Consider the following 12,524-nt stretch of genomic DNA (forward strand, 5'->3'; position numbering starts at 1 on the left):
TGCCAGGGCACGGTAGCCGACAATTCACTGCACTCGAGAACCCGCCCCAGCAGCAGGTATAGGTTTTCGTGAGTAGCGCGTCACGGTGTCTTCCCTGGTCCCGACCGGGCCGTTGCCCCGGGACCCCGAATGGCCTGGTCCAACTGAGCTCCGAGTAGGTCCCGGATTCGACCTCAGCTGTTCGGGGCGATTACCAAGCCCAGTTCGGCGTCGCTGGCGAGTAGTTCGTTGTGGGGCAGGACCCGGACCGTGTAACCGACGGCGCCGGACAGGGGGACCGGGGTTTCGACGGTGAAAAGGTCTACACCGGATTCGGATCCGGTATGGGTCATCGGGAAGGTGGTGGTGTCGGAGAGGTCGTCGGTCGGTGAGACGCGGCCGAGTACCGCCTGCACCGTGACGTCGGCGGGGGTGAGGCCGCCGAGGTCGATGCGGGCCGAGAGCGAGAGTTCGGCGCCGATGATCGGAGTGTCGGGCAGGCCCGCGCTGTCGACCTGGATGATCTTGACCGAGGGCCAGGCGGCGTCGACTCGGCGACGGTATTCCGAAACCGCTCGGGCACCGGCGAATTCGTCGGCGCTGGCGCGTTTTCCGGCGAATGCGGCGGGGGCGTAGTACTCGACGGCGTAGTCGCGAACCATACGGGAGGCCAGCACCTTCGGGCCAAGCGTTTGCAGGGTGTGGCGCACCATCTCGACCCAGCGCACCGGCATATCGGAGCCGTCGCGGTCGTAGAACCGCGGTGCGACGGTGCGTTCGAACAGGTCGTAGAGGGCGGCGGCCTCGAGGTCGTCGCGGCGGTGCTCATCGGAGACGCCGTCGGCGGTCGGTATGGCCCAACCGTTTTCGCCGTCGTACATCTCATCCCACCAGCCGTCGCGGATGGAGAGGTTCAGCCCGCCGTTGAGCGCGGACTTCATACCGGAGGTGCCGCAAGCCTCCAGCGGACGCAGCGGATTGTTCAGCCAGACATCGCAACCCCAGTAGAGGTAGCGGGCCATCGACATGTCGTAATCGGGCAGGAAGACGATCCGATGACGCACTTCCGGATCGTCGGCGAACCGAACGACCTGCTGGATCAGCGCCTTGCCGCCATCGTCGGCGGGATGACTCTTACCCGCGACGACCAGTTGCATCGGCCGATCAGGATTCAGCAGTAGCGCACGCAAGCGCTGCGGATCGCGCAAAATCAGGGTCAGCCGCTTGTAGGTCGGCACCCGGCGCGCGAAACCGACGGTCAACACATTCGGATCGAAAACGTTGTCGACCCATCCCAATTCAGCCGAAGCGGCACCACGTTCCAACCAGGAAGCGCGAACCCGTCGGCGCACCTCGGCAACGAGGATGGCGCGCAAAGCATTTCGAGTCGACCACAATTCACCCAGGTCGAAATCGCGCAGCTTCTCCCAGCCACGCGCCTCCTCGACCAGTTCGGGACCGATGTGCTCGCGTGCCTTGTCGAACCATTCGCGCGCCGCCCAGGTCGGGGCGTGCACACCATTGGTTACCGAACCGATCGGCACCTCGGTCGCGTCGAAACCGGACCACAGGGGCGCGAACATGGCGCGGCTCACCTCGCCGTGCAGTTTGGAAACACCATTGGCGCGCTGGGCGAGTCGCAAGCCCATATGCGCCATATTGAATACGGACGGATCGGCTTCGCGACCGAGCGTGACGATCCGGTCGACGGAAAGTCCAGGCAGCATGGCGGATTCGGATTCCCCGTGGCCACCGCCGAAGTACCTGCGCACCAACGGCATCGGGAAGCGGTCGATACCGGCGGGTACCGGCGTGTGCGTGGTGAACACGGTAGCGGCCCGCACCGCGGTCAGCGCGGTGTCGAAATCCAGCCCGGCCGAGACGAATTCACGGATCCGCTCGACGCCGAGGAATCCGGCGTGCCCCTCGTTCATATGGAACACATCGGGATGCGGCACACCAGCCGCGCGCGTATAGGCGCGCACCGCCCGCACGCCACCGATACCGGCCAGGATCTCCTGCTTGATCCGATGGTCCTGATCACCGCCGTAGAGCCGGTCGGTGACCGCGCGCAGTTCCGGATCGTTCTCGGCGATATCGGAATCCAGCAGCAGCAATGGCACCCGCCCGACCTGCGCGATCCACACCCGCGCCCGGAGCACCCGCTGATCGGGCATGGCCACGTGGATCAACACCGGCGAACCTTCGGTGGTAAGCAGCCGCAACGGCAGCCCCTGCGGATCCAGCGCCGGATAGTGCTCGGACTGCCAGCCGTCCGCGGTCAGCGACTGCCGGAAATAACCGGAGCGGTAGAGCAATCCGACGCCGATCAGCGGCAGTCCCAGATCCGATGCGGACTTCAGATGATCACCGGCCAGAATCCCGAGGCCGCCCGAATAGTTCGGCAGGACCTCGGTGACGCCGAACTCCATCGAGAAATAGGCGATGCCGCGCACCGGCTCATCGGTCTGCCGCTGGAACCAGCCCGGCCGCGTCAGATAGTCGCGCAGATCCGCGGCGGCGGCATCCACTCGCCCGACATAGTCCGCATCGGCGGCGAGCTCGTCCAGCCGCGCCGCGGGCACCTCGCCCAGCATGCGCACCGGATCGTGGCCGAGCTCGCGCCACAGCACCGGATCGAGCTCCGCGAACAGATCCTGGGTAGCCCAATGCCACGACCAGCGCAGATTCGTGGAAAGTTCGCCCAGGGCCGCCAAACGCTCGGGCAGATGGGCACGGACGGTGAAACGACGGAGTGCCTTCACCAACCGAACCCTACCCAATGCCGCAGCACCTGGTGGCTCCAGCCGGGCCACGCCACTGGACCGTATGCACCAAAAGACACATCACGTCTCCGAGCCGGCCAGCGGGCCTGGGCCGGACACGACGAACTACCCGCCGCCGCTCACCGCACCGGAATATCACTCGCGGCGAACTTGCGTGAATGAGAGCATCGGCTGATGCCGCACTGGATCGATGTGCTCCCCCAGTTCCTACTTGCCTGCCTCATTCTGGCCGCACTACCCGGACCGGCGACGGCGCTGTTTCTCCAGCGCGCAATGCGCGACGGTCGCGCGGCCGGACTGGCGGCGGTGGCCGGGAACGAGATCGGGGTGTTCGGCTGGACGCTCGCCGGTGGCGCAGGTCTGTCGGTGCTGCTGGTCGCCAACCGGTTCATGAATACGGCGGTGCACGTCATCGGGGCGACGGTGTTGATCTGGCTCGGTGTGCAGGCCTGGCGCGGCGCCCGCGGTGACGACGAATTCGGCAGCACGATGACCAAACTGCTGCCCACCGGCCGCACCCCCGGTTCGGCGTTCCGCGCCTCGCTGATCTCGATCGCGGCGAATCCGAAGGCGGCCGTCTTCGGCTTGACGATCCTGCCGCAGTTCCTGCCGTCGAGCGGTCCGGTGCTGCCGACCGTGCTGATCCTGGCCGGTATCCAGTTGGTCATCGATACCGCCTGGTGCATCGGCATCGTGCTGGCGGCGGACCGCGCGGGGACCTGGCTGCGGCGAACCGGAATCCGGCAGCGGGTGGAGCGCGCGCTCGGCGCGATCTTGGTCGCGCTCGGTCTCGGTCTGGCGGCCGACGCACGCTGATCCAGTCCAACCGACCCGCACCCGGTAGGTTGGTCGACGTGACCGGCCGCATCGCCATCGATGACACCGCCCCTTCGATACCCGGCGGTCGGTCGGCCAAGGCCGTGGTCGGCGAGGTGTTTCCGGTGCGCACCGTGGTCTGGCGCGAGGGGCACGACGCCGTCTCCGCCACGCTCGCGGTGCGCGGCCCCGGCTCGACGCGGATCACCCGCATCCGCATGACGCCGGACTACGAGCCGGATGTCTTCAATGCCACCTTCGTACCGAACCTGCCCGGCACGTGGACCTACCGCATCGAGGGCTGGAGCGATCCGATCGCCACCTGGCGGGCGGCGGTAGAGGCCAAGCTCGCCGTCGGACAGAGCGCCGCCGACCTCGCCAATGACCTGGAACTCGGCGCCCGGCTGTTCGAGCGGGCCGCGCAGGCGGTGCCCAAGAAGCAGTTCGAGCGCTTGCGTGCCGCCGCGACGGCATTGCGCGCCGACGAACAGCTGCCCGCCCGGGTCGCCCCCGCCTTCAGCGCGGAGGTCGCGGAGATCCTGCGCGATACGCCATTGCGGGACATGGTCACTCGCGGCCCGCAGCACTCGGTGCTGGTGGAACGTCAACGCGCGCTGTACGGCTCGTGGTACGAATTCTTCCCACGATCGACCGGTGGCGTCGATACCGCGGGCAACCCGGTCCACGGCAATTTCGCCACCGCCGCAAAGGAATTGCCGCGCATCGCGGGCATGGGCTTCGATGTGGTCTACCTGCCGCCCATCCACCCGGTCGGCGAGATCAACCGCAAGGGCCGCAATAACGCGCTCGCCGCCGAACCCGGTGACGTCGGCTCCCCGTGGGCGATCGGTTCGAAGGATGGCGGGCACGATGCGATCCATCCCGCACTCGGCAGCACCGCCGACTTCGCCGAATTCGTCACCACCGCAACCGAACTCGGCCTCGAAGTCGCGCTCGACCTGGCGCTGCAGTGCGCACCGGATCATCCGTGGGTCGCCGCGCACCCGGAGTGGTTCACCACGCTCCCGGACGGCACCATCGCCTACGCCGAGAATCCACCGAAGAAGTATCAGGACATCTACCCGGTCAACTTCGACAACGATCCGGACGGACTGTACGCGGAGGTACTGCGTGTAGTCCGGCACTGGATCGGCTTGGGCGTCAAGATCTTCCGCGTCGACAACCCGCACACCAAGCCCGCCGATTTCTGGGAATGGCTGATCGCGACCGTGCGGCGCACCGATCCGGACGTGATCTTCCTCTCCGAGGCCTTCACCCGACCGGCCCGGCTCTACGGTCTGGCCCGCCGCGGATTCAGCCAGTCCTATACCTATTTCACTTGGCGTGTCGCGAAATGGGAGCTGACCGAATTCGGCAACGAACTGGCCGCCAAGGCCGACGAGGCCAGACCGAACCTGTTCGTCAACACCCCCGACATCCTGCACGAAAGCCTGCAGCAGGGTGGGCCCGGCATGTTCGCCATCCGCGCGCTGCTGGCCGCGACCATGGCCCCCACCTGGGGTGTCTACTCCGGATTCGAACTCTTCGAGCATCAGGCGGTGCGCCCGGGCAGCGAGGAATATCTGGATTCGGAGAAGTACGAGCTGCGCCCGCGCCCGTTCGCCGAGGCGCTCGCGCGTGGAGAATCATTGGAGCCGTGGATCACTCGACTCAACGAGATCCGTCGCGCGCATCCGGCCTTGCAGCAGTTGCGCTGCATCCACTTCCATCACGTCGACAACGACGCACTGCTGGCCTATTCGAAGGTCGATCCGGTCAGCGGCGACGCGGTGCTGGTCGTGGTGAATCTGAATCCCTATGCGGCCGAATGGGGCATGATCTCACTCGACCTGCCCGCCATCGGCCGCGAATGGCACGACCATCCGGTGGTGTTCGACGAGGTCAGCGGCGAGGAATACCATTGGGCGCAGACCAATTACGTGCGGCTGGATCCGGCCCGCGCGGTCGCCCACATTCTCACGCTGCCCGCCGTATCGCAGCAGGCACGCGCGGAACTGGCGTTCCGGAGGACATTTCGATGAAGCGTCGCGATCTGATGTTGCTCGCGGCGGGCACCCATACCGATCCCCATACCGTTCTCGGCGCGCACCCGCATCCAGACGGCACGATCGTGCGAGTGCTGCGCCCGCATGCCGATACCGTGTTCGCCCGGGTCGGCGGCGTCGACCATTCGCTGAAGTCGTTGGGGCACGGCATTTTCGCCGGTGTCGTACCGCATCCGGACCTGATGGATTACCGGATCGTCACCAATTACCAAGGCGGACAGACGATCATCAGCGCAGACGGCTACCGCTTCCTGCCCACCGTCGGCGAGCTGGACCTGCATCTCATCGGCGAGGGCCGCCACGAACACCTTTGGGATGTGCTCGGCGCGCACCCGCGTCGCTACACCACTCTCGACGGCGAGGTGGACGGGACCTCGTTCGCCGTCTGGGCACCGAATGCCCGGGGTGTCACCGTGATCGGCGATTTCGACGGGTGGAGCGGAAGTACCGCACCGATGCGTTCGCTCGGATCCTCCGGGGTATGGGAGGTCTTCGTACCGGGGGTCGGTGTCGGCGCCAAATACAAGTTCCGGGTGCACGGCGCGGACGGACGCACCGTGGATCACGCTGATCCGCTGGCGTTCGCGACAGAGCTGCCACCCGCTACGGCATCCGTGGTCACCGAAAGCACATACGTGTGGTCCGACGATGACTGGGTTTCCACCCGCGAACGCACCGACCCCACTCGCGCGCCGATGAGCGTCTACGAAGTGCACCTGGGCTCCTGGCGTCCCGGCCTGGGCTACCGCGAATTGGCAGATCAGCTCGCTGATTACGTGCGCGCGGTCGGATTCACCCATATCGAACTGCTGCCGATCGCCGAGCACCCGTTCGGCGGCTCATGGGGCTACCAGGTCACGTCGTATTACGCACCCACCGCCCGCTTCGGCTCCCCCGACGATTTCCGCGCCTTCGTCGACCGCATGCACGCCGCGGGCATCGGCGTACTGCTCGACTGGGTGCCCGCGCACTTCCCCCGCGACGAATGGGCGCTCGCGCGCTTCGACGGGACTGCGCTCTATGAGCACGCCGACCCGCGCCGCGGCGAGCAACTCGACTGGGGCACCTACATTTTCGACTTCGGCCGCAACGAGGTGCGCAACTTCCTGGTCGCCAATGCGCGGTACTGGATCGAGGAATTCCATATCGACGGACTGCGCGTCGACGCGGTCGCCTCCATGCTGTACCTGGATTACTCACGCGCCGAAGGTGAATGGGAACCCAATGTGCACGGCGGCCGAGAGAACCTGGAGGCCGTCGACTTCCTGCAGGACCTCAACGAAACCGTGCACCGCCACCATCCCGGCGTCGTCACCATCGCCGAGGAATCCACCACCTGGCCCGGTGTCACCCGTGGCGCCGATGTCGGCGGCCTCGGCTTCACCATGAAGTGGAATATGGGCTGGATGCACGACACCCTGGGCTATTTGGGGCGCGATCCGATCCACCGCTCCTGGCACCACAACGAGATCACCTTCTCGCTGGTGTACGCGTGGAGCGAGAACTATGTGCTGCCCATCAGCCACGACGAGGTCGTGCACGGCAAGGGCACCCTCTGGACCAGGATGCCCGGCGACGATTTCGCCAGGGCGGCGGGCGTGCGCGCACTGCTGGCCTACATGTGGTCGCATCCCGGTAAACAATTGCTGTTCATGGGCCAGGATTTCGGCCAGTTCCGGGAATGGTCACACGACCGCGGCCTGGACTGGCACGAACTGGAAAACCCACTGCACCAGGGCATTACGGCCGCCGTCCGGGATCTGAACGCGGTCTACCGCGCCCATCCCGCGCTGTGGAGTCAGGACACCACCCCCGGCGGCTACTCCTGGGTCCAGGCCGACGATCGCGAAAACAATGTGATCGCCTTCCTGCGCTACGGCTCCGACGGTTCGGTGATCGCCTGCGTTTTCAATTTCTCCGGCTCGGTGCACGGCGAATACCGCGTCGGCCTGCCGAGCGCAGGCACCTGGCGCGAAATCCTCAATACCGACGCCGCCGAATACGGCGGCTCCGGCATCGGAAACCTGGGCGGTGTCAAGGCAACCGATGAGCCATGGCACGGTCGACCGGCTTCGGCCACCGTGGCGCTGGCCCCGAACACCGCGATCTGGCTCGCGCCGGAGACATAAGCCACAACACGCTAGGTTGAGCAGGCCACCCGGGTTAGTTCCGCAGGCAAAGCAGCGGCGCTGAGGCCCGGCCCTCTGCCACCATGGCGCTAGCTCCGAACACCCGCGATCCAGCCCCGCACCAGAGTCATCGGCACCACAATAGGTAGGGAGCCGCAAGCCACCCGCAGCGAGCTGCGCCGGTGCGTTGCAGATGACCGCCCCGCAACCGACCGCACCGCCGCGATCGGCGAATAGTGCCTGGCGATTCCGTCAGCGCAGGCTATCCGCCGATGCCATGCGCGCCGCAGCAGCCGGGGTCAGTACAGCGCAGCAGCCAGCTTGCGGCGGGCAGCAACCACGAAAGGCTCTGCCGGGTCGAACAATTCGAAGAGTTCGAGCAGTCGCGTGCGTGCCTTGGTGCGATCATCGCCGGCCGTCTTCTTGATCACGGCGATCAACCGGTCGAACGAGGCCTCCGGCTGCTGGCTCAGCATTTCCACATCGGCGGCGTCCAGGGCCGCGTCGACATTGGCCGGATCGGCATCGGCGGTGGCGATCGCGGAATCCGAAACAGCCTGCGCACGGGACAGGAAGCGCACCTGACGCAGTGCGTTCTTTGCTTCCTCATTACCCGGCTCCGCGGCGATGATGGCCTCATAGGCCGCTTCAGCGCCGGCCATGTCGCCGCGCTCGAGCGCGGCCTCCGCGGCGGTGAAACGCGGGTCCTCTACGGCCTGGGGCTGCTCACCGCCCTCGAGCTGCCCGCCGACCGCCTCGACGACCGCGCTCAACCACTGCCGGACCTGCGGCTCCGGCTGAGCGCCCTCGAAATCCGCGAGCGGGCGGCCACCGGCCACCGCGATCACGGTCGGAATGCCCTTCACACCGAAGGCCTGCGCGATCCGCATATTGGCCTCGGCCTCGACCGTCGCCAGATCCCACGCGCCCGCGTCCTCCTGGACGAGCCGCTCCAGCGTTCGGACCAGCTCGACGCTGCCCGGGCTGCGCTGCGAATACAGCGCGACGACCACCGGCACCTGGGTGGACCGGCGCAGCACCTTCGTTTCGAAATCCGCCTCCGAGACGGCGTAGTCGCCGCCGCCTCCCGCACCCGACGCACCGGCCGGGGGCTGCTTCAGGCTGGACAGATCCACCGCACCTGACATGGCGGCGGCGACGGCTGGCGAAGGGCGGCGGGCAGCGGGTCGAGTCACGGTTTCCAGTTTGTCACGGCGTGACCGAGGCCGGGGCTCCGGAGTCGACGGAAGTCACCTGGCTCAGCTCACCGAGCTTGCCCGCGCGCACCGCCCACACCTCGAAGAGGACAGTGAAGAACGGCGGAATGCTCGACAGCAACGCGAGCACCGTGGTCTTTGTGTTCCAGGCAAGCTCGCGGGCCGCGAGGATCGCGGTGATGACGAAAAGGACGAAGATGATGCCGTGCGTCATCCCGAACACCTTGACCGGCCACAGCACCGGTTCGGGGAGGCGCTTGAACACCATGCCGACGATCAGGAAAACCCAGGAGATCGCCTCCAGCACAGCGATGAAGCGGAACCGCTTGGCTACGGTGCTCAAGTCGAAGAAATTGCCCATGGCCACCATTGTGCCGGACTGCTACGACGGGTCGTAGTTGAACCGGTCACACCTGAACTCCGCCGACCCGGTATCTCCGGGGCGGCGGAGCCGAGAATTACACCTTGATGATCAGCGCATCGCCCTGGCCGCCGCCACCGCACAGCGCCGCCGCGCCGATACCGCCACCGCGCCGCTTCAGCTCCAGCGCCAGATGCAGCAGGATGCGTGCACCCGACATGCCGAGCGGGTGACCGATGGCGATCGCGCCACCGTTGACGTTCACCTTCTCCGGATCGATTCCCAGCTTGCGGGTGGACGCGATGCCGACCGCCGCGAACGCCTCGTTGATCTCGACCAGATCCAGCTCGGCGGGCGAAATGCCTTCGCGCGCACAGGCCTTGGCGATCGCATTGGCGGGCTGATCCTGCAGCGTCGAATCCGGACCGGCCACCACACCCGCGGCGCCGATCTCGGCGATCCAGCTCAGGCCGAGCGACTGTGCCTTCTCCTTGCTCATCACGACCACCGCGGCCGCACCGTCGGAGATCTGCGAGGCGGTGCCCGCGGTGATGCTGCCGTCCTTGCGGAAGGCCGGGCGCAGCTTGGCCAGCGATTCGACGGTGGTGTCCGCGCGAATGCCCTCGTCGGTGCCCACCACGATCGGGTCGCCCTTGCGCTGCGGCACCGACACCGGGACCACCTCGTCATCGAAGACGCCGTTCTTCCACGCCGCCGCCGCCCGCTGATGCGAGGCCGCCGCGAACGCGTCCTGATCCTCGCGGCTGACCGGCTCGGCGTCGTTGCGCTGTTCGGTCAGCGCGCCCATCGGCTGGTCGGTGAAGATGTCGTGCAGACCGTCGTAAGCCATGCTGTCGCGCAATGTCACATCGCCGTATTTGTAGCCCTCCCTGCTCTTTTCGAGCAGATGCGGGGCCTGGCTCATGGATTCCTGACCGCCCGCGACGACGATCTCGTACTCGCCGGCACGAATCAGCTGATCCGCGAGCGCGATCGCGTTGATGCCGGACAGGCACACCTTGTTCACCGTCAGCGCGGGCACGTCCATCGGGATGCCCGCGGCGACCGCCGCCTGCCGGGCCGGGATCTGCCCCGCACCCGCGGTGAGCACCTGGCCCATGATCACGTAGTCGACCTGCTCCGGCGCGACGCCGCTCTTCTCCAGCGCCGCCTTGATGGCGAAACCGCCCAGATCGGAACCGGTGAAGTCCTTCAGACCCCCGAGCAGCCGACCGACCGGGGTACGCGCACCGGAAACGATCACGGTTGTGGTCACGACGAGCCTCGCATTCATTGATCGAACAGCGTCGCGCACCGAGCACCCGCGACGTCAACCTCTGTACCCCACGGTAGCTTGTCCTGCTCGAACCCCCCTTACCAGGTTCGCGCTACGTTCGAAGGGTGAGCAACGTTATCGACCCGTCGAACTTCATCCCCGGCGACTACGTCATCGCCGTCGACCACGTGGGCATCGCGGTACCCGACCTGGATGCCGCAATTGCCTGGTATGCCGACAATCTCGGCATGATCGAGACCCATCGGGAGGTGAACGAGGCTCAAGGTGTGCACGAGGCGATGCTGTCATTGCCCGGTGCACCGGACGGCGCGACTGCCCTGCAGTTGCTGGCGCCACTCAACGCGGACTCCACTATCGCCAAGTTCATCGACCGCAGCGGACCAGGCCTGCAGCAACTCGCCTATCGAGTTACCGATATCGAGGCCGTCTCCATGTATCTTCGTGATCGAGGTCTGCGTTTGCTGTACGACGCCCCGCGTCACGGAACCGCCGATTCCCGCATCAATTTCATTCACCCGAAGGATGCTGGCGGTGTGCTGATCGAGTTGGTCGAACCGAACGCGAATGTTACGCACTAGTATCAAGATCGGGCCTGAAAAACTCGTCCGCATCACATTCGCGGTCGAGTCACCATGATGTGCAAGTAGGCTGTAGTTTGTGTGCCATGTCGTCACCTGAGTCCGATCGCAATCGCTTCGTTGCACTGCCCTTCACCGTTGTGCGCAAGGGTTATGCGCAAGACGAGGTACGCAACTACTTCGACCGTTTCGATGCCGAGTTAAGGGTCACCGCCACAGATCGGGATGCCGCTGCGGCGCAAGCCCGTAACCTCGCCAGCCAGCTGGAGGACGCGCGGGACGAGATCGACGAGCTCCGTAAGGAAGTCGATCGCCTTTCGGTTCCGCCGACCACTGCGGAAGGCATGTCCGACCGCATCTCTCGGATGCTGCGCCTGGCTTCCGACGAGGCGTCCGAAGTCCGCGCGCTCGCGCAGGCCGAGGCGGCGGAAATGGTGTCGATCGCCGAGCAGCAGGCCACCGAAATGCGTGGCAAGTACGAATCGCTGCTCGCCGAGACCAAGGAGAAGCGCGAGGCGCTCGAAATCGAATTCGAGCAGACCCTGGCGAATGCGCGTACCGAGTCTGCCAAGATCATCGAGGCCGCTCAGGCCGAGGCCGACCGCCTCGGCAAGGAAGCCGATGCCAAGCGCAAGGCGACCCAGCAGGACTTCGAGGCCACCATGGCGGAGCGTCGCACCAAGCTCACCCGCGCGATGGAGGAGCTCGAGGCCACCAGCCGCGCCGAGGCCGCTCAGCGGATCAAGGACGCGACCGACGAGTCCAACCGCCTCATCACCTCCGCCACGCAGACCTCCGAGCGCAAGATCGCGCACGCCAAGGAACTCGCCGAGGAGATGCGCGTGCTGCGCGGCCGGGTGCTCGCCCAGCTGCTCGGTATCCGCGGCCAGCTCGACTCGGTGCCCGCCATGCTCGCGGCCGTCAACCGGGAAAGCGAACTGCTGGACGGGGTTCCGGATCAGCGCAAGTCCATCGGCGGTGGCACCAAGTCGGTCACCGGCGGTTCGCGCGCCAAAGCGATCCCCGAGGTCTCGGCCGAGGAAGACGACATCGACGCCGACGAGCGCGAGAACGCCGAAATCACCAACTGACGACGGCGGGCTGAGCGGCGACAAACGCAACACCCCAACCGAATTCACACCAAGGCCGCCCCACACCGGGGCGGCCTTCCTAATGTCGCGAGTAGCCGGACACCGCCCCGCTACGGGACATACACCGCCACAACGACTTCCGGCCCAGCTAGACACTCAGCACCCCTGGAACATTCGGGTTTGCAGCCCTAGGCCAACCCAGAG

9 protein-coding genes are annotated in these 12,524 nt (G+C 66.3%); 5 read left to right on the forward strand and 4 right to left on the reverse strand.

What is annotated here, in order from left to right; all coding sequences use genetic code 11:
- Positions 1-173: 173 nt before the first annotated feature.
- The gene (glgP, locus tag ACQPYR_RS37640) at positions 174-2,744 is read right to left on the reverse strand and encodes an alpha-glucan family phosphorylase (protein ID WP_433624092.1); all 2,571 of its coding nucleotides are present in this window, start codon (positions 2,742-2,744) and stop codon (positions 174-176) included.
- A gap of 195 nt (positions 2,745-2,939) precedes the next feature.
- On the opposite strand from glgP, the gene ACQPYR_RS37645 reads away from it, so the two are divergent.
- The 3 genes from ACQPYR_RS37645 to glgB are packed head-to-tail and all read left to right on the forward strand — an operon-like array spanning position 2,940 to position 7,776.
- Positions 2,940-3,581 (forward strand): LysE family translocator, encoded by a 642-nt coding sequence (locus tag ACQPYR_RS37645; protein WP_433624094.1) that lies wholly within the window; start codon positions 2,940-2,942, stop codon positions 3,579-3,581.
- 38 nt (positions 3,582-3,619) lie between these two features.
- Complete coding sequence (locus tag ACQPYR_RS37650; RefSeq protein ID WP_433624096.1) at positions 3,620-5,623, forward strand: maltotransferase domain-containing protein; 2,004 nt, start codon at positions 3,620-3,622, stop codon at positions 5,621-5,623.
- Positions 5,620-7,776, forward strand: a complete 2,157-nt coding sequence (gene glgB, locus ACQPYR_RS37655; protein ID WP_433624098.1) for a 1,4-alpha-glucan branching protein GlgB — start codon at positions 5,620-5,622, stop codon at positions 7,774-7,776. Before ACQPYR_RS37650 ends, glgB begins: the two co-directional genes overlap by 4 nt.
- Positions 7,777-8,075: 299 nt before the next feature.
- Here glgB and ACQPYR_RS37660 read toward each other — a convergent pair whose 3' ends face one another.
- The 3 genes from ACQPYR_RS37660 to ACQPYR_RS37670 form a co-directional block, all read right to left on the reverse strand.
- On the reverse strand, positions 8,076-8,924 hold the full coding sequence (locus tag ACQPYR_RS37660) for a tetratricopeptide repeat protein (RefSeq protein WP_433635350.1): 849 nt from the start codon (positions 8,922-8,924) through the stop codon (positions 8,076-8,078).
- A gap of 61 nt (positions 8,925-8,985) precedes the next feature.
- Positions 8,986-9,363: a DUF3817 domain-containing protein gene (locus ACQPYR_RS37665; protein WP_433624100.1), complete on the reverse strand. Its 378-nt coding sequence runs from the start codon at positions 9,361-9,363 to the stop codon at positions 8,986-8,988.
- An 88-nt stretch (positions 9,364-9,451) separates the two neighbouring features.
- A complete protein-coding gene (locus ACQPYR_RS37670; protein ID WP_433624102.1) occupies positions 9,452-10,630 on the reverse strand; it encodes an acetyl-CoA C-acetyltransferase in 1,179 nt (392 codons plus the stop codon).
- A 125-nt stretch (positions 10,631-10,755) separates the two neighbouring features.
- Here ACQPYR_RS37670 and mce point away from each other — a divergent pair, with 125 nt between their 5' ends.
- Positions 10,756-11,229: a methylmalonyl-CoA epimerase gene (gene mce / locus ACQPYR_RS37675; RefSeq protein WP_433624104.1), complete on the forward strand. Its 474-nt coding sequence runs from the start codon at positions 10,756-10,758 to the stop codon at positions 11,227-11,229.
- 86 nt (positions 11,230-11,315) lie between these two features.
- Complete coding sequence (locus ACQPYR_RS37680; RefSeq protein WP_063044699.1) at positions 11,316-12,320, forward strand: hypothetical protein; 1,005 nt, start codon at positions 11,316-11,318, stop codon at positions 12,318-12,320.
- Positions 12,321-12,524 lie beyond the last annotated feature (204 nt).

It is taken from the genome of Nocardia sp. CA-120079 (assembly GCF_050955745.1).
Lineage (GTDB): Bacteria > Actinomycetota > Actinomycetes > Mycobacteriales > Mycobacteriaceae > Nocardia.